This is a genomic window from Bacillus sp. SRL543 (assembly GCF_984799205.1).
On the sequence record NZ_OZ481794.1, the window covers coordinates 2,015,158 to 2,036,927 of the forward strand.

General features: G+C 47.2%; 19 protein-coding genes and 1 pseudogene. 16 read left to right on the forward strand and 4 right to left on the reverse strand.

What is annotated here, in order from left to right:
- Positions 1-111: 111 nt before the first annotated feature.
- From spoVS to AC4E8B_RS10225, 12 genes and pseudogenes are all read left to right on the forward strand, one after another.
- Positions 112-372 carry a stage V sporulation protein SpoVS gene (spoVS, locus tag AC4E8B_RS10170; protein ID WP_490218696.1) on the forward strand — a complete coding sequence of 87 codons (261 nt, stop codon included), beginning with the start codon at positions 112-114 and terminating at the stop codon, positions 370-372.
- Between the two features lie 232 nt (positions 373-604).
- Positions 605-1,552 carry a dipeptidase gene (locus AC4E8B_RS10175; protein ID WP_490218698.1) on the forward strand — a complete coding sequence of 316 codons (948 nt, stop codon included), beginning with the start codon at positions 605-607 and terminating at the stop codon, positions 1,550-1,552.
- A 242-nt stretch (positions 1,553-1,794) separates the two neighbouring features.
- On the forward strand, positions 1,795-3,531 hold the full coding sequence (locus AC4E8B_RS10180; protein ID WP_490218699.1) for a 2-oxoacid:acceptor oxidoreductase subunit alpha: 1,737 nt from the start codon (positions 1,795-1,797) through the stop codon (positions 3,529-3,531).
- A complete protein-coding gene (locus AC4E8B_RS10185) occupies positions 3,531-4,397 on the forward strand; it encodes a 2-oxoacid:ferredoxin oxidoreductase subunit beta (protein WP_490218701.1) in 867 nt (288 codons plus the stop codon). Before AC4E8B_RS10180 ends, AC4E8B_RS10185 begins: the two co-directional genes overlap by 1 nt.
- A 484-nt stretch (positions 4,398-4,881) precedes the next feature.
- Positions 4,882-6,423, forward strand: coding sequence for a tRNA (N6-isopentenyl adenosine(37)-C2)-methylthiotransferase MiaB (gene miaB / locus AC4E8B_RS10190; protein WP_490218703.1), 1,542 nt, complete (start codon positions 4,882-4,884; stop codon positions 6,421-6,423).
- The gene (locus AC4E8B_RS10195) at positions 6,423-6,851 is read left to right on the forward strand and encodes a YlbF/YmcA family competence regulator (RefSeq protein ID WP_490218704.1); all 429 of its coding nucleotides are present in this window, start codon (positions 6,423-6,425) and stop codon (positions 6,849-6,851) included. The genes miaB and AC4E8B_RS10195 overlap by 1 nt, the downstream gene beginning before the upstream one ends.
- A 239-nt stretch (positions 6,852-7,090) precedes the next feature.
- The gene (locus tag AC4E8B_RS10200) at positions 7,091-7,639 is read left to right on the forward strand and encodes an outer spore coat protein CotE (protein ID WP_490219610.1); all 549 of its coding nucleotides are present in this window, start codon (positions 7,091-7,093) and stop codon (positions 7,637-7,639) included.
- Positions 7,640-7,802: 163 nt separating this feature from the next.
- Positions 7,803-8,114, forward strand: a pseudogene (locus AC4E8B_RS10205) (VOC family protein); the annotation flags it as partial.
- A 291-nt stretch (positions 8,115-8,405) separates the two neighbouring features.
- Positions 8,406-8,846, forward strand: coding sequence for a VOC family protein (locus AC4E8B_RS10210; protein ID WP_490219612.1), 441 nt, complete (start codon positions 8,406-8,408; stop codon positions 8,844-8,846).
- 221 nt (positions 8,847-9,067) lie between these two features.
- Positions 9,068-11,719, forward strand: a complete 2,652-nt coding sequence (gene mutS, locus AC4E8B_RS10215) for a DNA mismatch repair protein MutS (protein WP_490218706.1) — start codon at positions 9,068-9,070, stop codon at positions 11,717-11,719.
- Positions 11,720-11,737: 18 nt separating this feature from the next.
- The gene (mutL, locus tag AC4E8B_RS10220) at positions 11,738-13,660 is read left to right on the forward strand and encodes a DNA mismatch repair endonuclease MutL (RefSeq protein WP_490218707.1); all 1,923 of its coding nucleotides are present in this window, start codon (positions 11,738-11,740) and stop codon (positions 13,658-13,660) included.
- A gap of 106 nt (positions 13,661-13,766) precedes the next feature.
- Positions 13,767-14,306: a helix-turn-helix domain-containing protein gene (locus AC4E8B_RS10225; RefSeq protein ID WP_490218709.1), complete on the forward strand. Its 540-nt coding sequence runs from the start codon at positions 13,767-13,769 to the stop codon at positions 14,304-14,306.
- 74 nt (positions 14,307-14,380) lie between these two features.
- Here the strand turns inward: AC4E8B_RS10225 and AC4E8B_RS10230 are convergent, their stop codons facing one another.
- Positions 14,381-14,779, reverse strand: a complete 399-nt coding sequence (locus AC4E8B_RS10230) for a nucleoside 2-deoxyribosyltransferase (protein WP_490218711.1) — start codon at positions 14,777-14,779, stop codon at positions 14,381-14,383.
- Positions 14,780-15,011: 232 nt separating this feature from the next.
- Here AC4E8B_RS10230 and AC4E8B_RS10235 point away from each other — a divergent pair, with 232 nt between their 5' ends.
- Positions 15,012-15,551, forward strand: coding sequence for a GrpB family protein (locus AC4E8B_RS10235; RefSeq protein WP_490218713.1), 540 nt, complete (start codon positions 15,012-15,014; stop codon positions 15,549-15,551).
- Between the two features lie 405 nt (positions 15,552-15,956).
- Here AC4E8B_RS10235 and AC4E8B_RS10240 read toward each other — a convergent pair whose 3' ends face one another.
- A complete protein-coding gene (locus AC4E8B_RS10240) occupies positions 15,957-16,493 on the reverse strand; it encodes a hypothetical protein (protein WP_490218715.1) in 537 nt (178 codons plus the stop codon).
- 161 nt (positions 16,494-16,654) lie between these two features.
- Positions 16,655-17,662 (reverse strand): rod-share determining protein MreBH, encoded by a 1,008-nt coding sequence (gene mreBH / locus AC4E8B_RS10245; RefSeq protein ID WP_490218717.1) that lies wholly within the window; start codon positions 17,660-17,662, stop codon positions 16,655-16,657.
- A 279-nt stretch (positions 17,663-17,941) separates the two neighbouring features.
- Between mreBH and miaA the strand changes: the two genes are divergently transcribed.
- The 3 genes from miaA (at position 17,942) to spoVK (ending at position 20,884) form a co-directional block, all read left to right on the forward strand.
- Entirely contained in the window at positions 17,942-18,931 is a 990-nt protein-coding gene (miaA, locus tag AC4E8B_RS10250; RefSeq protein ID WP_490218719.1) for a tRNA (adenosine(37)-N6)-dimethylallyltransferase MiaA, read from the forward strand.
- 28 nt (positions 18,932-18,959) lie between these two features.
- Positions 18,960-19,193 (forward strand): RNA chaperone Hfq, encoded by a 234-nt coding sequence (gene hfq / locus AC4E8B_RS10255; RefSeq protein ID WP_022543740.1) that lies wholly within the window; start codon positions 18,960-18,962, stop codon positions 19,191-19,193.
- Positions 19,194-19,933: 740 nt separating this feature from the next.
- Entirely contained in the window at positions 19,934-20,884 is a 951-nt protein-coding gene (gene spoVK, locus AC4E8B_RS10260; RefSeq protein WP_490219614.1) for a stage V sporulation protein K, read from the forward strand.
- A 41-nt stretch (positions 20,885-20,925) separates the two neighbouring features.
- Here spoVK and AC4E8B_RS10265 read toward each other — a convergent pair whose 3' ends face one another.
- On the reverse strand, positions 20,926-21,537 hold the full coding sequence (locus tag AC4E8B_RS10265; RefSeq protein WP_490218720.1) for a trimeric intracellular cation channel family protein: 612 nt from the start codon (positions 21,535-21,537) through the stop codon (positions 20,926-20,928).
- Positions 21,538-21,770: the final 233 nt, after the last annotated feature.

Genomic DNA, 21,770 nt, shown 5'->3' on the forward strand with positions numbered 1-21,770 from the left:
ATATGTTTTTTATCCTCTGAATATAGTAGCAATGGAATGATATACCTGATGTGTCAGAGGATAAAAAATCCTGAGGGCATGCAGGAGGGGATAAACAAGGAGGAGCTAGGAATGGAAATATTAAAAGTTTCAGCAAAGTCTAGTCCTAATTCTGTAGCTGGTGCGCTTGCTGGTGTTCTGCGTGAAAGAGGGGGCGCAGAAATCCAGGCAATTGGTGCGGGTGCATTGAACCAAGCGGTTAAAGCAGTAGCGATCGCCCGAGGATTCGTAGCGCCTAGCGGAGTGGATTTGATCTGCATCCCTGCTTTCACAGATATTAAGATTGACGGTGAAGAGCGGACAGCGATCAAGCTGATTGTCGAACCAAGATAACAAAAGGGGAAAACAGATGCATCTAAGATATATTGGCCCTTTCCTTTGGGCAATAAAATAGCCGGCAGCACATCATCCATGCCTGTTTGCTTGTAAATAGCAAACAGGCTTTTTTCATTCCGGTCCGAGGCTGCCCCCAATTTTATTTTGGTTTGTCAGGGCTGGGTAAAGGAATTGAAATAGCATCCATCGAATATAGATGCTATCCAGATATATTGAAAGGGGAGGAAGCATGAACATTTTTGATTCCCACTGTGACGTCCTTTATAAAATGTTTATCGATCCTTCGATAGATTTCAGGAGCAGCAGCCAGCTGCATATCGATTACGGGAAGCTTAAGGCAGCAGGCTCGAAGGTTCAGTGCTTTGCTGTCTATGTCCCGGAGTCAGTCCATCCGAATATGAAGTTCCATGCTGCGCTTTATATGATCGAGCTTTTCTACGATAGGGTGCTGAAGCCGTTTCCGAAGATGAAGCATATCAGGGACAGGGGGCAGGCCGGCAGGCTGAAGGAAGATGAAATCGGCGCCATCCTTACGCTTGAAGGGTGCGACTGCATCGGAGACGATCTCCTTAAGCTGAAGACCCTTATAAGGCTCGGGGTTTCATCGGTGGGGCTCACCTGGAATTACAGCAATTATGCGGCAGACGGGGCACTTGAGGAAAGGGGGGCAGGGCTTTCTTCCTTTGGGAAAAAAGCGGTCATGATCCTGAATGAAAAGCAGTGTTTATGTGATGTATCCCATCTATCTGAAAAAGGCTTCTGGGATGTAATGGAGCTGGCGGATTATCCTTTTGCATCCCATTCGAACTGCCATGCCCTGTGCCCTGTGCCCAGAAACCTGAACGACAGTCAGCTGAAGGCGCTGATTGAGCGGGACAGTGTCGTTGGACTTACGTTTGTACCTGAATTTTTGACAGGCACAAAAGAGTCCGGAATCTCAGATATCCTCAAACATCTCGATCATATCTGCTCCATTGGAGGAGAGGACCATGCTGGTTTCGGATCCGACTTTGACGGCATCGATGATACTGTAGAAGGGCTGCCTTCTTTCGATTATTATGGGAACCTAGTAAACGAACTTCAGAAACACTATTCTGAAATACAAGTCGAAAAATTCCTTTTTCGTAATATGGAAAAAAGGCTTCCTTCTGCCGGAACAAACGGGATGCAAATATAAAGGTCCACTTATAAAAACCCACTCATACAGGTGTTTCTGGGGGGATTCTACCATATTCGCATGACAAGAATTATTCAGCGGAAAGGGTTGCTTTTTTTGGGGGTTCGGTCTAGAATTGAAAGCGTTTAGTACCCTTTTGCACCATTTTTTTTAGCTGTTTTCCGTTGTTTGATAGGCTGCGGGGGTTTATTAATAGATCATACAATTATACATATATAGAACAATCCGAAGGGGTGTAATGAATGTTAAAGCAGCTTTCTTGGAAAGTAGGCGGCCAGCAGGGGGAAGGAATCGAGAGTACAGGGGAAATCTTCTCTATAGCCCTTAACCGGCTTGGTTATTATCTGTACGGGTACCGGCACTTCTCTTCAAGGATCAAAGGGGGCCACACGAATAATAAAATTCGTGTCAGCACGTCCCAGATCCGCTCCATTTCTGATGATCTTGATATTTTAGTAGCTTTTGACCAGGAAACGATCGATGTGAACTATAAAGAGCTTCATGATAAAGGCGTCATCATCGCTGATGCGAAATTCGATCCGAAGAAGCCTGAGGATACGAATGCATCATTGTTTGCAGTACCTTTTACAGAGCTTGCCACTGAACTTGGGACCTCTTTGATGAAAAATATGGTCGCTGTCGGGGCTACTTGTGCCATTCTTAACCTGGATATCAAAGTTTTTGAGGAAGTTGTCCAGGAGATTTTCGGCAGAAAAGGGCAGCAGGTTGTTGATAAGAATATGGAAGCCATCAAAGCTGGATTTGACCGGATGAAGGAACTGGCTGGAGAAAGCGCAGAAACGATGGAGCTTGAAAAAGCTGATGGGAAAAAGCGCATGTTCATGATCGGCAATGATGCCATCGCACTTGGTGCGCTTGCCGGCGGCTGCCGCTTCATGGCCGCCTACCCTATCACTCCTGCCTCCGAAATCATGGAATACTTGATCAAAAAGCTTCCTCCTCTAGGCGGAAGCGTCATCCAGACAGAAGATGAAATTGCGGCTGTGACCATGGCAATCGGCGCCAACTATGGCGGCGTCCGTGCTATGACGGCTTCTGCAGGACCCGGGCTGTCATTGAAGATGGAAGCTATCGGCCTTTCCGGCATTACCGAAACACCGCTTGTGATTGTAGACACACAGCGTGGAGGACCTTCTACAGGCCTTCCTACAAAGCAGGAGCAATCTGACCTGATGGCGATGATCTATGGAACTCATGGGGAAATCCCGAAGATCGTTTTTGCCCCAAGCACGGTCCAGGAAGCTTTCTATGATGCAGCGGAAGCTTTCAACCTCGCGGAAGAATACCAGTGCCCTGTCATCATGCTTTCTGATCTGCAGCTGTCTCTCGGCAAACAGACAGTGGAACCGCTCGACTTCAGCAAAGTTGAAATACGCAGGGGCAAGCTTGTGGACGAAGAGCTGCCTGAAATCGAGAACAAAGGTTATTTCAAACGCTATGAAGTGACAGAAGACGGTGTGTCCCCGCGCGTGGTGCCAGGCATGAAGAACGGCATCCACCACGTAACCGGCGTGGAACATGACGAAACCGGCAAGCCTTCTGAATCCGCTGCAAACCGTAGAGATCAGATGAACAAGCGTTTCCGGAAAGTCGAGAATATCAAATTCAGCAATCCGGTCCATAAAAATGCTCCGCATGACGAAGCTGACCTCCTGATTGTCGGCTTCAACTCCACAAGGGGAGCTATTGAGGAAGCAATGGGCCGCCTTGAAAAGGATGGCCTAAAAGTAAATCATGCGCACATCCGCCTAATCCACCCGTTCCCGTCTGAAAGCTTGAGACCATTGATGGATTCTGCCAAAAAGGTGGCCGTTATTGAAAATAATGCAACAGGACAGCTGGCAAACATGATTAAAATGAATGTCGGCCAGCATCAAAAAATCAATAAAATCCTGAAATATGACGGGAATCCGTTCCTGCCGAATGAAATCCATACCACTTGCAAGGAGCTGTTCTAATGGCCACATTCAAAGATTTTCGCAATAACGTCAAGCCTAACTGGTGTCCCGGATGCGGAGACTTCTCTGTCCAGGCCGCCATCCAGCGGGCAGCTGCCAATGTGGGGCTGCAGCCAGACAGCCTTGCAGTCGTTTCCGGGATAGGATGTTCCGGCAGGATTTCCGGCTATATTAACTCATATGGATTCCACGGCATCCACGGGCGCGCACTGCCGATTGCCCAGGGCCTTAAAATGGCGAACCGCGACCTGACTGTCATCGCTTCCGGCGGCGACGGTGACGGCTTTGCCATCGGAATGGGGCATACCGTCCATTCCATCCGCCGCAATGTCGATATTACCTATATTGTCATGGACAATCAGATTTACGGTCTGACAAAAGGGCAGACGTCGCCAAGGTCTGCTGCAGGATTCAAAACAAAGTCCACGCCGCACGGCTCTGTCGAGCAAGCCATCTCTCCGATGGAATTGGCACTGACAGCAGGTGCGACATTTGTAGCCCAAAGTTTTTCGACCGACCTGAAGGACTTGACAGCGCTGATCGAAGCAGGCATCAAGCATAAAGGCTTCTCGCTCATCAACGTATTCAGCCCGTGCGTCACTTACAATAAAGTGAATACGTACGACTGGTTCAAAGAAAACCTGACGAAGCTGGCCGAGGTAGAAGGCTACGACTCTTCAGACCGCTCCATGGCAATGCAGACGCTGATGAAGCATGACGGACTCGTCACAGGCCTGATCTACCAGGATACAGAGCGCAAATCCTACCAGGAAATGCTCCCTGGCTATTCCGAAACTCCTCTTGCCCATGCCGACCTGAATCTGGACGAAGAGCATTTCGGCAAACTGACAGCTGAATTTATGTAAGTTGAAAAGCCGCTAAGCTGAAGAAAGACTCAGGGTTCAGAAACTAAATACTTAGAACACATAGTACTAAAACAACTGTATTCTGCAAATAAATTCTATAAGCTCTGTTGTTTGGAGTGGAAGGAGCTAAGACTCCTGCGGGAAGTAGCGGCATAGCTGAGACCCCGGAAGAGCGTAAGCGATGAGGAGGCTCAGCGCCGCCCCGCGGAAAGCGAAGCTCCTGGACCGGAAAACAACAGACTGGATCATGAGAAAAGCAGGGGCACTGCCAAGCCCTTGCTTTTCTCGTTTTAAGACTTTAAATAACACATCATCTAAAGCAGCAAAGTACCAATAGAGACAGTATCCTTGCAGGATTTCTATTGTTTTCAGCGTTTTAAACCCTTATACTATTATAATGTGTACAACATTCTAACTGCGCTTACATGATAAAAATGAAAACAGCGATTACTGTTTGGATATACAGAAGAAAGGGGTACTTTCTATGAACGAAAAACAGCGGATGGAAGGCCAGCTGGCAGCTGCCGATCCTTCGGACAAAAAATCCGAAAAGGACTACAGCCAATACTTTGAAACCGTATATGCGCCTCCTTCCTTGAAAGATGCAAAAAAACGCGGAAAAGAAGAGGTCCGCTATCATAAAGATTTCAATATTCCGGCTGAATTCCACGGCATGGGGAATAACCGCAAATTTTATATCAGAACATTCGGCTGCCAGATGAACGAGCATGATACAGAAGTCATGGCCGGCATTTTCCTCAGCCTCGGCTATGAGCCGACTGACACTGTCGAGGATGCGAATGTCATTCTGCTGAACACATGCGCAATCCGCGAGAATGCTGAAAACAAAGTATTCGGCGAGCTTGGCCATCTGAAGCACCTGAAGAAGGAACGCCCTGACCTGCTGCTCGGCGTATGCGGCTGCATGTCCCAGGAAGAATCTGTAGTGAATAAAATCCTCAAGACATATGACCAGGTGGATATGATCTTTGGCACGCATAATATCCACAGACTTCCGAACATTCTGCAGGAAGCGTATATGTCCAAAGAGATGGTTGTTGAAGTGTGGTCAAAAGAGGGAGATGTCATTGAGAATCTTCCTAAAGTCCGCAAAGGCAATATCAAGGCCTGGGTCAACATCATGTACGGCTGCGATAAATTCTGCACCTATTGCATTGTTCCTTACACTAGGGGCAAGGAGCGGAGCCGCCGTCCTGAAGAAATCATCCAGGAGGTGCGCCAGCTTGCCGCCCAAGGGTATCAGGAAATCACCCTTCTTGGCCAGAATGTCAATGCGTACGGCAAGGACTTTACTGACCTGCAGTACGGCCTGGGCGATCTGATGGATGAAATCAGAAAGATTGATATTCCGAGAATCCGCTTCACTACAAGCCATCCGCGTGATTTTGATGATCATTTGATTGAAGTGCTTGCCAAAGGCGGAAACCTTCTTGAACACATCCACCTGCCAGTCCAGTCCGGCTCTACGGATGTCCTGAAAATCATGGCAAGGAAGTACACGCGCGAACAATACCTGGAGCTTGTGAGGAAGATCAGGGCGGCCATTCCGAATGCAACTTTCACAACGGATATCATCGTAGGCTATCCGAATGAGACGGAAGAGCAGTTCGAGGAAACTCTTTCACTTTACAAGGAAGTCGGATATGAATCTGCCTACACATTCATCTACTCTCCGCGTGAAGGCACACCAGCGGCCAAGATGAAGGATAATGTCCCGATGGAGGTCAAGAAAGAACGCCTTCAGCGCCTGAATGCCCTCGTTAATGACATGTCGGCACAAGCGATGAAGAAATATCACGGCCAGACTGTCGAAGTCCTGGTTGAAGGCGAAAGCAAAAACAATCCTGAGGTTCTGGCAGGGTATACAAGAAAAAACAAGCTTGTAAACTTTAAAGGACCAAAGTCAGCAATTGGAAAAATTGTTTCTGTTAAAATTACAGATGCAAAAACATGGTCATTAAATGGAGAAATGGTTGAAGAGCTTCAACCAGCTGAGGTGAAATAATGGGAAAATATACTAAAGACGACATTATCGCACGTGCAAGGGAGCTTGCACAAATCATAGCAGAGACAGAAGAAGTGGACTTTTTCAAAAGAGCGGAAGCACAGATACACAGCAATGAAAAGGTCCGTACAGCGATCACCAGCATAAAAGGACTGCAGAAGCAGGCAGTCAATCTGCAGCATTTTGGCAAAGAAGAAGCTTTAAAAAAGACCGAAGCCAAAATCGAGGAGCTTGAGCGCCAGCTTGACGAGATCCCGGTTGTCCAGGAATTCAAGCAGTCCCAGGTCGAAGTGAATGAACTTCTGCAGCTTGTTGCAAACACAATCAGCAATAAAGTCACAGATGAAATCCTCGTTTCAACAGGAGGCAACATCCTGAGCGGTGAAACAGGAGCAGAACTGGAGAACAAAAACAGCTGCAAGCATTAAAGCTGAGGACCCTTGCATCCCTTTTGGGAGCAAGGGTTTTTTTTGTATTTTTATAAAATCAGTCTCCTTCATCCTGTGCCCCCCAGCCGATACCATGGCACCAAACCATGGGTATCCGCATAGAATACCGTATATCGCACCCTACAAGAAGCTTTGCATGCACCCTTAAAATTGTAATCACACTAGTCTAATATCCCGCATAGGATGAATTGAAAATGAATGAGGAGGGTTCGCTCGCAATGGGAGAATACAGAGAGATAATTACAAAAGCCGTCGTAGCGAAGGGACGCAAATTCACCCAGTCCAATCATACGATATGCCCGGCACACCACCCGACAAGCATCCTTGGCTGTTGGATTATAAACCACAAGTATGAGGCGAAAAAGGTCGGCAAGACAGTTGAAATCTGCGGCTATTATGACATTAACGTTTGGTATTCCTATAACGACAATACGAAGACGGAAGTCGTTACTGAACGGGTTGAATATAAAGATGTCATCAAACTTAAATACCGTGATCATGACTGCTTAGATGATCAGGATGTCATTGCCAAAGTACTGCAGCAGCCGAATTGTGTTGAAGCAGTCATTTCCCCGAACGGAAACAAAATCATCGTTCACGTGGAAAGGGAATTCCTTGTAGAAGTGATCGGCGAGACGAAAGTCTGTGTTGCCGTCTACCACGGAGAATGCGATTGCGATGATGACGAAGTATGGGGCCTCGATGTCGAGGATGAGGAATTCGAGGATCTGAATCCACACTTCCTGGTCGGAACAGAAGAGGAATAATCGTAAACTAGGAAGGTTCCGCTTCCTAGTTTTCTTTTGTTTTCTGGCGTAATGCTGCCAGCCAAAAAGATGAAGGAAGCCTCAGTCTTCAGGCTGAATTTTCTGCATAACGTTTCTCTTATAATGAAGCTGAAGCGAATTGGCAGACAAGGGAGAGAAGATCATGCAGATCTATCAGATTAACTTACAGTGCTTCCATCTTGAAGAGATGTGCTCCTTTTATACGGAAGTTCTTGAGATGGAGCTGATTCACCAGACTGAGAGGTGGTTTTCGGTAAGGGCAGGAAGTACAAAGCTTTTTTTTGAAAAAGGGGGAACAATTCCTTATTATCATCTTTGCTTCCGGACAGATGCAGCTTATTTTGAACATATATTCAGCAGGCTGGGAGCAGAAAGCTGTCTGCTTGCCAATGAGGAGGGTGACTACAGCATGTTCTGGGAAGGAAAGCAGGCCTATTTCACCGATCCGGACGGAAACATCCTTGAGTGCCTTGAGCGGCCGGCATTGCGGTGCCAAGCAGCCGGGGGATGGCATGATGTCGGGGAAGTGGGATTTCCTTCGGCTGACGTTGCCGGAATGAGGGCAAAGCTGATGCCGCTTCTTGACGATAAGCATGGGGCAGACAGCAGTTCATTCGCTTTTTATGGTGATGATGCGGGTGTCCTCGTCCTTGTAAAAGAAGGGCGCTGCTGGTATCCGACAGACCGGGCCGCTGAAATCCACCCTATTATGCTGATTGTCTCTGGCAGCAGGGATGCCCACTATATGGATGATGAACTTCCATATGAGATACAAGTCAGAGGGGAGTGGCAGCAGCCTGTTCCTGCCGTCCAAGTGAGGCTCGCCAGGCCGACAAACCAGCTGGAAAAAATAAAGCAATTTTATGGAGCTGGCCTTGGACTTAAGGAGCTGGGCGGATTCCACCATGAAGGATATAAAGGCGTTATGTACGGGCTTCCGGAGAGGGAATATCATCTTGAGTTCACCCAGACGGATGTAAGACACGAACTCCCAGGTCCTGCAAAAGACCATCTGCTTGTCCTGTACATCCCTGACCTTCATATGCTCAACACAGCGGCTGACCGGCTTTTTGCAATGGGATACCAGGAAGTCGAGCCGGAGAATCCCTACTGGGGAAGGGGCGGTATCACTATTGAAGATCCTGACGGCTGGAGGATAGTGCTGATGAATACAGCGGGCATTTGAAGGAGTAATGGCTAATATATTGCTGGATTGTATGGGTTCTTGATAACAAGTAAAGTACTATTTTTCTGGCAGAGGATGTTTGGGCCTTCTATTCCAAATTTCCCCTCAAACTCGTGATTCTGCCTGCTCCCCAATTGTCCATCAGCAAACAATGCCAGCATCGCTTATGTTATAATAGATAGCTGAAGATGAAATATTGAGAGATGGTGCAGGAGGATAATATGGCAGCTTACACGCCGATGATACAGCAGTATTTACGAGTAAAAGCAGACTATCCTGATGCCTTTTTGTTTTTCAGGCTCGGGGATTTTTATGAAATGTTTTTTGAAGATGCCATCAGGGCGTCGCAGGAACTGGAAATTACATTAACAGGCAAGAATGGCGGAGTGGAAGAAAAAATCCCCATGTGCGGGGTTCCCTACCATTCAGCCCAGCAATATATAGAGCAGCTAGTAGAAAAAGGCTATAAAGTAGCCATCTGCGAACAGACAGAAGATCCCCGCCAGGCCAAGGGAGTGGTGAAAAGGGAAGTGGTGCAGCTCATCACTCCCGGGACCCTGATGGAAGGGCGCGGACTTAATGAAAAGGAAAACAATTATATAGCGTCCATCTCCGCCTTTCCGGACGGCTCTTACGGATTTGCCTGCAATGATCTTTCAACAGGCGAGAATAAAATCACCATGCTGGCAGGCAAAGAAGAGGTTTTGAATGAGCTTGCCATGTCCGGAGCGAAGGAAGTGGTGGTTTCTTCTGATTTTGACCCGGATTCTGAGCGCAAATTCAGGGAGCGTTCTGTCGCAGCTGTGTCATACGAACAGGATGCAAGCATAACAGAGATGAACGGTCCCCTTTTGGATGGCCTGAATCAGGACAAGCTCAGAGAGACAGCGGCGAGACTGCTGAATTATCTGTTCAGGACCCAGAAACGGAGCCTTGACCACCTGCAGCCGTTTGCTACATACCAGGTGCATCAATTCATGAAGATCGACTATTTTTCCAAAAGGAATCTGGAGCTGACTGAAACAATCAGGTCAAAAGGGAAAAAAGGATCGCTTTTATGGCTTCTTGATGAAACGAAGACGGCGATGGGGGCAAGGATGCTGAAGCAGTGGATCGACCGTCCATTGATCGATAAAGATGCGATCGGGCGGCGCCATTCGCTTGTCCAGTCTCTGCTGGATGATTATTTCGCCAGGCAGGATCTGCGTGAAAAATTGAAAGAGGTTTACGATCTTGAGCGCCTGGCCGGCCGTGTCGCATTCGGGAATGTTAATGCCCGCGATCTGATCCAGCTGAAAAGCTCGCTTCTCCAGGTCCCGCTGCTGAAGGAGCTTGTCGGCAGCCTTCAGAATGAAGATGCGAAAGCACTGGCCGAAAAGCTTGATGCCTGCGGGGAGATCACAGACCTTCTTGAAAGCGCGATTGTCGATAATCCGCCGATTTCCGTAAAAGACGGCAATATGATCCGTGACGGCTATCATGAAGACCTGGACCAGTACCGAGATGCAAGCAGGAACGGAAAGACATGGATTGCCCAGCTCGAGGCCCAGGAGCGGGAACGCACGGGCATCAGGTCCTTAAAAATCGGCTATAATCGTGTATTTGGCTACTATATCGAGGTAACGAAGGCCAATATCCACCTGCTTGAGGAAGGGCGGTATGACCGGAAGCAGACTTTGGCCAATGCCGAACGGTATATCACCCCTGAGCTGAAGGAGAAGGAAACACTGATCCTTGAAGCGGAAGAGCGCATTACCGAGCTCGAATATGAGCTGTTCTGCCATGTCCGCGACCATGTAAAGGAATATATCCCAAGGCTCCAGTCTCTCGCAAGGACGGTCAGCGAGCTGGATGTGCTGCAGTGCTTTGCGCAGATCAGCGAGGACCGCCATTATGTCCGCCCCGTTTTTTCCGATACTCGTGAAATCAGGGTAAAAGAAGGGCGCCATCCTGTGGTGGAAAAAGTGATGGACAGCCAGGAGTATGTCCCGAATGACTGTGTGATGGGTGACGGCCGCGGGCTGCTTTTGATCACTGGTCCGAATATGTCCGGTAAAAGTACCTATATGCGTCAGGTTGCCTTAACCAGCATCCTTGCGCAGATCGGCTGCTATGTACCTGCAGCTGAGGCGGTCCTGCCGATCTTTGACCAGGTGTTCACAAGGATCGGGGCAGCGGATGATCTGATTTCCGGCCAGAGTACCTTTATGGTTGAAATGCTGGAAGCAAAGAATGCGATTGCCAATGCCACACAAAACAGCCTCATCCTTTTCGATGAAATCGGGCGCGGGACTTCAACTTATGATGGAATGGCGCTGGCCCAGGCGATCATTGAATATATCCATTCCCGGATCGGGGCCAAGACACTGTTTTCTACACATTATCATGAGCTGACAGTGCTTGCTGAAGAGCTGCCGGATCTGCAGAATGTCCATGTAAGTGCCATAGAGCAGAATGGCAAAGTTGTGTTTCTCCATAAAATCAAAGAAGGGGCAGCAGACAAGAGCTACGGAATTCATGTTGCCCAGCTGGCAGAGCTGCCGGCAGAATTGATTGACCGGGCGAATGAAATACTTGAGCAGCTTGAAAAGAAAGAGGCAGAACCCGCTGTACTGCCGGTACGCGAAAAAGTCGCGGCAGGCATGCATGAGATCGCCGCAGCTGACTCGGCCCCGGCACGGGCCCCGGAAGTTCACGATGCCCAGCTGTCATTCTTTGATGGCCCGGCTGAGCCGAAGAAAGCTAGCTTGAGCCCGGCGGAAAAGAAAATCCTGGACAAGCTGGCCAAGATGGATATTCTTGAAATGACGCCGCTTGATGCGATGAATATGTTATACGAATTGCAAAAAACGGCAAAAAGCACGAAGAAATAGAAAGAGGAGGTGTTGCTCGTGGGAAAGATAGTTCAGCTCGATGATGCCCTTTCCAATAAAATTGCCGCAGGTGAGGTGGTCGAACGGCCGGCATCTGTCGTAAAAGAACTGGTGGAGAATTCCATTGATGCGGGAAGCACCATAATCGAAATTGATGCAGAAGAGGCGGGCCTGGCAAAAATCCGCATCGTTGACAACGGGGAAGGCATTGAAGAAGACGATGTGATGACGGCCTTCCAGCGCCATGCCACAAGCAAGATCAAAGATGAAAATGATTTGTTCCGCATCCGGACGCTCGGCTTCAGAGGGGAGGCGCTGCCCAGTATCGCCTCTGTTTCCCGGCTTGAATTGAAGACATCGACTGGTGATGCAGGAACGAGGATCCTGATCGAAGGCGGAAAGGTTGCGGAATTTGAAAAGGCCGCGAGCCGGAAAGGGACAGATATCACCATTTCCGACCTGTTTTATAATACACCGGCCCGCCTGAAATATATGAAGACAATCCACACGGAGCTTGGCAATATTACTGATGTAGTGAACCGCCTCGCACTTGCCCATCCGGAGGTTTCTTTCCGCCTCGTCCATAATGGGCGGAAGCTCCTTCACACGGCAGGGAATGGAAATGTCCAGCAGGTGCTTGCCGCCATTTACGGCATGAATATCGTCAAGAAGATGATTCCCGTCGAGGCAAGCTCGCTTGATTTCCATGTCCATGGCTATATCGCACTCCCGGAAATCACCCGCGCCTCGCGCAATTATATCTCAACGATGATCAACGGCCGGTTCATCAAAAATTACCCGCTCGCCAAAGCGATCCAGGAAGGCTATCATACCCTCCTGCCGATCGGACGTTATCCGATTGTGCTGTTGGATGTGCAGATGGATCCGCTGCTTGTGGATGTTAATGTCCATCCTTCCAAAATGGAGGTCAGGCTGAGCAAGGAACATGAGCTGAATGAGCTTGTAGCCGGAACCATCAAGGAAGCCTTTAAGTCACAGGAACTGATCCCTGCCGGATTTGCCCCGGTAAGGGCAGAAAAGCCGAAGTCTGAGCAGACCTTTTTTGAACTGGACCATCTACCGGAAAAAGAGATGGAACATAAGGAACAGGCTCAGCACAGGCAGAATGAGAGCAGACAGGCATCATCTGAAACCGGACAGCCGATGTTCATTAAAGAGGTAATGGCTTTCCAGCAAGGTGAGGAAGCACCGGCATTTCAGCCGCAGGACATTCTGCGGACTGATAGCATAGCTTTTCCATTCAAGGCGGAACAGCCTGCAGGCAGCCCGGACTTTCCGGAAGATGATGAAGAAGAAGTGATCGAGGGGACAGCTGAGCCGGAAGCAGCTGCCGTTCACAGGGTGCCGCCCCTTTATCCGATCGGCCAGATGCATGGCACCTATATTCTTGCCCAAAATGACCGCGGCCTTTATATCATTGACCAGCATGCTGCCCAAGAGCGGATCAAGTACGAATATTTCAGGGACAAAGTCGGCCAGGTAGAATGCGAGCTTCAGGAAATGCTCGTTCCGCTGACATTTGAGTACCCTGCAGATGAATATATTAAAATCAATGAGCATATTACTGAACTGGAAAAGGTCGGGATCTTCCTCGAACATTTCGGGCAGAACACATTCATTGTCAGGTCCCACCCCCAATGGTTCCCTAAGGGAGAAGAGCAGCAGATTATCGAGGATATGATAGAACAGGTGCTTTCGATGAAAAGGGCCGATGTGAAAAAGCTGAGGGAAGAAGCAGCCATCATGATGAGCTGCAAGGCTTCTATCAAGGCCAACCACCATCTGCGCACTGATGAAATCCAGGCTCTGCTCGATATGCTCCGCAAATCGTCAGACCCGTTCACATGCCCTCATGGCCGGCCGATCATCATCCATTATTCTACCTATGAAATGGAAAAGATGTTCAAGAGAGTCATGTAAATTTGTCCAATTTTATCACAATCTCTTAAAGGTTTGTGAAAACTTGCAGAAAGCCCTTCCCACAGAGGAAGGGCTTTCTATATGATAGAAAAGGAGGCGAAGTGATATGAAAAGGTATTGGCTTACTGCACTCAGGGAAAAGAGGAATCTGACCCAGGCAGAAATTGCAGAGCTTATCCATATAGACAGAGCTTATTACTCTCAAATTGAATCTGGGTTGAGAAATCCAAGCGAAGAAGTGAGCAGATCCATCGGGAAGATCCTTAACATTGACCCATTGCTGCTCTTCTCTGACACAAATGCTTTTCAGGACGCATTTTTTCAGACAAAAAGCATCCTTGCCCACAGCGATCTGGACCTCCGTTATACATGGGTGTATAACCCGACTGGCATGGAGAAAGTCCAGCATTTTATCGGATCCAGGGATGATGAGCTCAATTACAGCATAGATGCAAAAAAAATACTGGAGCTGAAGCAGAAGGTCATTGCCGTTAAAAAGGCCGTCTCGGTTTATGACAGCTGTTTTCACGAAGGAGAATCGTATCATTATTGCTTTATCGGCTATCCTCTTTTTGACCAGTCCGGAGAATTGATTGGTGTGGGAACTATTGCCATGAGATTGGATAATCTGCAGGAGGATGAATGAACATAAGCCCTTCTTGGCGGGAAGGCAAACGTGCATATGGCCCCTACAGTCCAGCCCCGGTCTTCGTTATGAAATTATGTATATAGACATTCTGCTTTTATAATCTCCTGCTTTAATTCCTCAAACATGCCGTTAATTTGAGTCACATTTTTTATAAAATAGAAGGTGGACGCTTCAGCAGGGTCAACCTTCAAATTTTTGGCAGAATATAAATACACCCGTTTTCCAAAGCCCAGTGCAAGTCCGAGCTCAATGTGGCTGCCTTTCCCCGCCGGAAGAATGATGGCAACAAAGTCAGCTTCCTTCACTGCTGCATATTCCGCTTCTCCGATTGCACGGAGCTCCCCCGCATCTGCAGCCCGGCTATTAGCCGTCCAGTCATATGTTTGATGGAAACCCTGCTCTTTCAAGAATGCCGCAAGCTCCCGGACCTGATGAATATTGGCAAAACCCGAGCCGATGTAAAAGTTCATACTATCATCCTTTCAATTGGTTATTCATAGTGTATAGGTTCAGAATAATTTGTCAATGAAAGCTAGGTTTTGTGGTTTTAAATAATTATATTATGTAAACTTACATAAAAACTTTCCTTCCAATTCTGATTTACTTCTGCTCAAAGGGGGGAGTATTTTCTTGTGCCAGGAAGGAAATAAATGCAAAACCAGCGAAGCAGTGAAATATGCAGGAGAAAGGGGAGAATGTTGAATGGAACTCGGATTACATGCTGATGAAGTAAGGCTGGCAGAGTATACACCCGGCTGGAAAACAGAATTTCAAAAGGTGCGAAACGACCTGCGGGAAAATACAAATATCCCTGACAGCCATATCGAGCATATTGGCAGCACGGCAATCACAGGTATACCAGCCAAACCCATCATAGATGTTATGACAGCTGTTGAAGACCTGGCTGCTATTGATAAACACCTGATTAACGGACTGAAAGCCGCAGGTTTTCTTCAACTCAAAGTCAAACGGCCCGGGGAAGTGGTTTTTGCCAGATTTGCGGATGAGGAGTACAAAATCAAAACTCATTTCCTGCATCTTGTCGAGTATGAAGGAGAACTCTGGAAAAATCTCCTTTTCTTCAGGGATTATTTAAATGACAACGAAGATGCAAGAAAAGAATATGTTCAGCTTAAGCTGGGTTATATAAAGAAGGCCTCAACAGGCATTAAAGCGTACACAGATTCCAAGGAAAGCTTTGTGAACAGGATAGCGGGGCTGAGGGGAACAGAGGGAAAGTGATAGGTGAGCATGAAAAGGGAAAGCAAATGAATTCAGCACCGTTGAACAAGGCTCTTTTCGTGTAAGGAATAGTTTATATGTTAAGGGATTATATAAGACGCGGCAGGATGATGAAATGGTTTTAAAAGTGTCCAGCAAGCCTTAAAATAAGCGGAGATTTTCCGGTTAGGCTGCTGAATATGGCACAGGCGGGTGTATATAAGCGGAGAAATTCCGGTTAAGAGGGGCGAAGTTGCCCGTTTTGCTGTTTTTTGAGTCGATAGCCGGAATTTCTCCGTCTATTTGAGCTATTTTTAGAGTTTTTTTGAAAATAGGGGGAATTTCTCCGCTAATTTTTCAACTCGTCACCATTTCCCTCACTCAGATCCGCTCTTTTAAACGTGAAAAATCAAGGAAGTCTGCCGCTCAAGGATTCTGTGAACGATTGCAGATCCAGTCGGAGCATGCCTTTACCACTAAGCATAAAACAAATAGTGACAAAAATGAATATGTATAATTCCATTTATACAAAATGTATAAACGATAATGGACAAACAAGGGAATCATGAAATACGAGACGGCGAGAAAAATGGCGGCATTGGCAATCAAATAGTTTTTCCATTTGCGGAAGAATTGATAGGTTAAGGTAATCATCACCGGAATAACCGCAAAATCAACTGCATTGAACGAGCGAAGGACGGTTATAAACTGATGCGGATAGGTCCATAAGCCATAAAAATAGCCTAATTCATTCACAATCCCGACAAGGATAAAGCTGATAAGGAAGGCAATGGTCATTTGCAGGAGCCGGTGACGGTCAATCAGGACAAATAATAGAAGTATGAATAATAGATTTAAAATAAAAATAAACCACCAGTGCGGACTGAATAAATCTTCATTCAGCCAGTATTCCAATTCCAGACGGCTGGCTCTTTCGCTTTGTCTCTGGACTATGTCGAACATTTGCGGCGCCCCCTAATATGCTATCTGATTTTTGATTATTTCCATAGAAGCTATGAATTATGCAGGGGAGGCTGCAGACAAATATCTTTATAAAAAGCAAATCAGCCTATAAAACGGCTTGTAAGAAGTCCGTTTTATAGGCTGGATTTTTTTATAGTTTGTTACCTCACTGCCGTCTGCAGCTTATCAATAAACTTGAGCGCCTTGCCTGTCCCGATTGCGACAGATTCAAGCGGGCTGGACGCAAGGTGGACGGGAACAACAATCTCCTGTGAAAGCCAGTCCTGCATGCCGTTCAGCAGCGAGCCGCCTCCTGTGAGGATGACGCCGCGGTCAACAATATCGCCGCTTAATTCTGCCGGGCTGTCTTCAAGGGTGGCCCGGATCGCTTCAAGGATATGAAGCAGCGATTCTTTCATCGCATCCCTGATTTCATATGAAGTTAGGGAAATGGTCTTTGGCAGTCCTGTTACCAGGTCCCTGCCGCGGATGTCCATTTTCATTTCCTCATGGTCGATGAGGGCATAGCCGATTTCCATTTTGACCTGCTCGGCTGTTCTTTCCCCGATCAGGACATTGTACTCTTTGCGTACATATTGAATGATATCGTCATCAAGCCTGTCTCCGCCAATACGGACAGAATGGCAGGCTACGACGCCGCCGAATGAAATGATCGCCACTTCTGTCGATCCTCCGCCGATATCGACGATTACATTCGCAACAGGCTCATCGACCGGCAGTCCCGCCCCGATTGCTGCCGCAACAGGCTCTTCAATCAGGTGAACCTTTTTTGCTCCTGCATTCCGGACTGCATCATGGATGGCCCGTCTTTCAACGCTTGTGGAGCCTGACGGGGTGCAGACCACAACATTCGGCTTGCGGATGGCAAATCCAAGCTTTTTGGATGCCTGTTTCATTACATGGCGGAGCAGCTCGGTTGTAATGTCATAATCAGCGATGACCCCGTCCTTTAAAGGGCGTATGGCAACAATTCTGCCCGGTGTCTTGCCGATCATTTCCTTAGCTTCCCTGCCGACAGCGAGCACCTTCCTTGTATCTGTGTCGATGGCCACAACAGATGGCTCGTTGAGGGCAATGCCTTTATTTTTGCTGTATACCAGTATATTAGCAGTTCCTAAGTCAATTCCAATTTCAGAAGTTGAAATCATCCTATCACCTATTCTTTCTTTCTTATGATTGCATAATAATCTTCTGTAACATTAGCACGAAAAAGGGGGTTCTCTGACGAATGTTATCGAAACGTTAAAAAACTGTAATGAATCATGAAATTTTTATCATAATTGGTAAAATAAAAGGGAAGAATTGCCTGAATAAATAAAAACCCTGATGGCAATACTGCATAGATATTCAATTGTACAGGCAAGTTATGGTAGGATATAGGAAAGCGATGTCCTTAAAAGGGAATCAAGCCTTTATGGCTGCAGCAAATGAAAGATAAAGGCAGTGTGAATGGATTGGATACAAAGCAGAAATTGATTGTGCTGATTGGCCCGACAGCTGTCGGCAAAACAAAGCTCAGCATTGAACTGGCCAAAAGGTTCGGGGCGGAAATCATCAGCGGCGATTCTATGCAGATCTATAAAGGCATGGATATAGGGACTGCCAAAATAACAGAAAATGAAATGGAAGGGATCCCCCATCATTTAATTGATATTAAAGCCCCGCATGAACCCTTTTCGGCAGCTGAATTTCAGGAGCTGGTCAGAAAGGAAATCGCCGGCATAGCTTCCAGGGGAAAGATGCCTATGATCGTCGGGGGAACAGGCCTTTACATACAATCGGTCATCTATGATTACCAGTTTTCCGATGCACCGTCAGATGAAGCCTTCAGGGAGGCGCTGGAAAAGCGTCTTGAAGCGGAAGGCGCAGATGCGCTATTTAAGGAACTGTGTGAAATCGATCCAGCCAGCGCAGAGAAAATGCATCCCAATAATACTAGACGGGTGATCCGCGCGCTTGAGGTATTCCACTGTACAGGAAAGACCATGTCACAGTATCAGGAAAAGCAGGCGCCTGAGCTGCTGTACGATACAAGCATCATTGGGCTTTCCATGGAAAGGGAAAAGCTCTATGAGCGGATCAACGGCCGGGTTGATAAAATGATTCATGATGGCCTCCTGGAAGAGGTCAGGGCCCTTCACCGGCAGGGTTTGAAGGACTGCCAGTCGATCCAGGCAATCGGCTACAAGGAAGTGTATGAATACATAAACGGCCTTGCCTCTTTGGAGGAAGCCATAGAAAACCTGAAGCAAAATTCACGCAGATACGCAAAAAGGCAGCTCACGTGGTTTCGAAACAAGATGAATGTGGAATGGTTTGATATGACACATGTATCCGATCCAGGCTTGCTTGAAAAAAAAATCGCGGAAATTTCTGCGTATATTGAAGGAAAGCTTCAAATAAAATCGAATACATAATATTAGAGACAAAAGAGGAGGATTTATCATGAAACAATCCGTTAATATTCAAGACCAATTTTTAAATCAGCTTCGCAAGGACGGCACTGGGGTGACTGTTTTCCTTTTGAACGGATTCCAATTAAGGGGCCAGATCAAAGGGTTTGATAACTTTACGGTACTGTTTGAATCAGAAGGGAAGCAGCAGCTGGTCTATAAGCATGCCATTTCCACTTTTTCTCCGCAGCGCAATGTCCAGATCGATCTTGAAGGACAGCAATAGTCCATACTATAAAGGCAAGCCCGCTTCCTCCGTGAAGCGGGCTTTTTATATTGAAGGCTCTGTTAAAGTTTAACGGTGATATTACTTATACTTGCTTATTAAACTGACGCACCCGATAGTTAAAATCCATCTAAGAGCCATTCCCGCCCAGCTATAAAAGAGGGGACTTTCACGAGCCTGAATGAGGGAATCAGTGACAGGCGGAGGTGGGAATTAGCGGAGGAATTCCCCTTAATTTCGAAAAAACACTAAAAACAGCTCAAATAGACGGAGAAATTCCGTCTATCGACTCAAAAAACAGGAAAATGGACAACTTCGCTCCGCTTAACCGGAATTTCTCCGCTAATTTACACCCACTCATGCCATATTCAGCAGCTTAACAGTAGAATCTCCGCTTATTTTAAGGCTTGGCTGGCACTCAATTAAGGATAGGACTTCCTGGTTTTATCATTCCATTTAAACATTTATCACCAACAGAGTAACAAAGCCATATTAAAAGAACAATTTCTCTTTTCAGCAACTTTCTTTAATGATTTCAGATGCTTGTGAATATATATAAAAATAACGGTTATTTCTCGGGAAACCGCAGGATGTGACATCTGCAGGCCCCGGGAGGCTGAAAAACCGGATATTTTGTCGCATTAGCAGTAAATGCGGCACCTATTCTGCCTGATTCATAGGCATTTGTCACAAGAAAGGCAGCAGGGAGTATACTGGTGGGAAATAGTGAGGTGAAAGCTTTGGACCAGCCGATACGCATGAAAAACAATGGCCAGATCAGCATTGTGCTCAATTCGCAGAAAAGGAAGCCATTCACGAAGGATAGCCCTGACATTCAAGTTGTTCCAAGGGCCTTGCCTCAGGAGCATGCAGCACTCAGGGAAATCGAGGAAGAGCTCGCTGCCCTTGTCGGCATGGAAGAAATGAAACGGATGATAAAGGAAATCTATGCGTGGATATATGTGAACAAGAAGAGGGAAGAAACAGGCCTGAAGGCAGGGAAGCAGGCCCTGCATATGATGTTCAAGGGAAATCCCGGTACAGGGAAAACGACAGTCGCCAGGCTGATCGGGAAGCTTTTCCTAAAGATGAATGTTCTCGCTAAAGGCCATCTGATTGAAGCGGAAAGAGCCGACCTTGTCGGTGAATATATCGGCCATACTGCGCAAAAGACCCGTGATCTTATCAAAAAGGCGATCGGCGGCATTCTTTTCATAGACGAGGCCTATTCACTCGGCAGAGGAGGGGAAAAGGACTTTGGCAAAGAAGCGATCGATACGCTCGTCAAGCATATGGAGGACCGGCAGCATGAATTCATCCTGATTCTTGCCGGCTATTCGAGGGAGATGGATTATTTCCTGACGCTCAATCCCGGCCTGCACTCAAGATTTCCGCTCGTGATCGATTTTCCGGACTATACAATAGAGCAGCTGATGGAAATCGCCCAAAAGATGCTTGTGGAAAAAGAGTATTCCCTGAGCCATGAAGCGGAGAAGAAGCTGAGGGAGCATCTTGTATGGGCAAAATCGGATATCAGCACAACAGCTTTTTCAAATGGGCGCTATATCCGCAATATCCTTGAAAAATCAATCCGTGCCCAGGCGATGAGGCTGCTGATGCAAAGCCATTTTGACCGCCATGAGCTGATGACGATCAGAAGCAATGACCTAATTTTTGATGAAGACATATAAGAAAAAAGCAGGCACCCAGGCCTGCTTTTTGCTTTCTGTATTTACTGCCGGGCTGCGCCAAGCCTTCTCGCCGGCAGCTTCCAATGGTAGGTGTATGACAGCACCCGCAGGAGGGTAACGGCCGCAAACAGGCTGTATAGGGCGACGGCCGATTCTGCCATGCCAAGACCGATGGCAAAGCCGCATAAGATGGCCCAGACGGCATAAATTTCCGATCTGAGCACAAGCGGCTTCCTTCCGGCAAGAAGGTCGCGGATGATGCCTCCGCCGCTTCCAGTCAGGACTGCAGCCACGATAACAGCGCTGAGCGGATGGCCCATTTCCGATGCGTAAATGGCACCCTGGATCGCAAAGGCAGAAAGGCCGATTGCATCAAAGAAGTTTCCCCATTTTTGCCAGTGCCTTAACAGATTATTGGGGAACAGAAATACCGCTGTAATGGACAGCAGGGCGATCTGGAAGAACATCCCCTGTTCCCAAAGGGCAGACACCGGCACCCCGATGAGCAGGTTGCGGATGGCGCCTCCGCCAAAGGCTGTCACAATCCCGAGTATGTAAACCCCTAAAATATCATATTCTTCTTCCATGGCAATGATCGCGCCGCTTACTGCAAAAGCGATCGTGCCAATCATGCTCAATACTTCCCAAGTCATGGTGCATTTCTCCTCTGGTGAAGGCCGCTGCCGGCCAGCTTTTCATTTATATCAGGCAGAGAGTTTTGAGTGCTCCCCTGCATAAAATTCTATTCAAACCAAATATGATTTTAACATGCTAATATGATTTTTCAATCTTTATTTTCCAAGAGCGGAAAAGAATAAGAAACAGAAGGGTTTTAAAGCGCTCAGGCTGGTGAAAATAGTAGGATGGAAAGCATATTTTTGGTATG

Coding starts and splice junctions, on each gene's coding strand:
- miaA (WP_490218719.1), top strand. CDS start 17,942: ATGAAAGATAAAGGCAGTGTGAATGGATTGGATACAAAGCAGAAATTG.
- miaB (WP_490218703.1), top strand. CDS start 4,882: ATGAACGAAAAACAGCGGATGGAAGGCCAGCTGGCAGCTGCCGATCCT.
- AC4E8B_RS10265 (WP_490218720.1), bottom strand. CDS start 21,537: ATGACTTGGGAAGTATTGAGCATGATTGGCACGATCGCTTTTGCAGTA.
- AC4E8B_RS10210 (WP_490219612.1), top strand. CDS start 8,406: ATGGATGATGAACTTCCATATGAGATACAAGTCAGAGGGGAGTGGCAG.
- AC4E8B_RS10175 (WP_490218698.1), top strand. CDS start 605: ATGAACATTTTTGATTCCCACTGTGACGTCCTTTATAAAATGTTTATC.
- AC4E8B_RS10225 (WP_490218709.1), top strand. CDS start 13,767: ATGAAAAGGTATTGGCTTACTGCACTCAGGGAAAAGAGGAATCTGACC.
- AC4E8B_RS10230 (WP_490218711.1), bottom strand. CDS start 14,779: ATGAACTTTTACATCGGCTCGGGTTTTGCCAATATTCATCAGGTCCGG.
- AC4E8B_RS10240 (WP_490218715.1), bottom strand. CDS start 16,493: ATGTTCGACATAGTCCAGAGACAAAGCGAAAGAGCCAGCCGTCTGGAA.
- AC4E8B_RS10180 (WP_490218699.1), top strand. CDS start 1,795: ATGTTAAAGCAGCTTTCTTGGAAAGTAGGCGGCCAGCAGGGGGAAGGA.
- mreBH (WP_490218717.1), bottom strand. CDS start 17,662: ATGATTTCAACTTCTGAAATTGGAATTGACTTAGGAACTGCTAATATA.
- spoVS (WP_490218696.1), top strand. CDS start 112: ATGGAAATATTAAAAGTTTCAGCAAAGTCTAGTCCTAATTCTGTAGCT.
- mutS (WP_490218706.1), top strand. CDS start 9,068: ATGGCAGCTTACACGCCGATGATACAGCAGTATTTACGAGTAAAAGCA.
- AC4E8B_RS10200 (WP_490219610.1), top strand. CDS start 7,091: ATGGGAGAATACAGAGAGATAATTACAAAAGCCGTCGTAGCGAAGGGA.
- AC4E8B_RS10185 (WP_490218701.1), top strand. CDS start 3,531: ATGGCCACATTCAAAGATTTTCGCAATAACGTCAAGCCTAACTGGTGT.
- AC4E8B_RS10235 (WP_490218713.1), top strand. CDS start 15,012: ATGGAACTCGGATTACATGCTGATGAAGTAAGGCTGGCAGAGTATACA.
- AC4E8B_RS10195 (WP_490218704.1), top strand. CDS start 6,423: ATGGGAAAATATACTAAAGACGACATTATCGCACGTGCAAGGGAGCTT.
- hfq (WP_022543740.1), top strand. CDS start 18,960: ATGAAACAATCCGTTAATATTCAAGACCAATTTTTAAATCAGCTTCGC.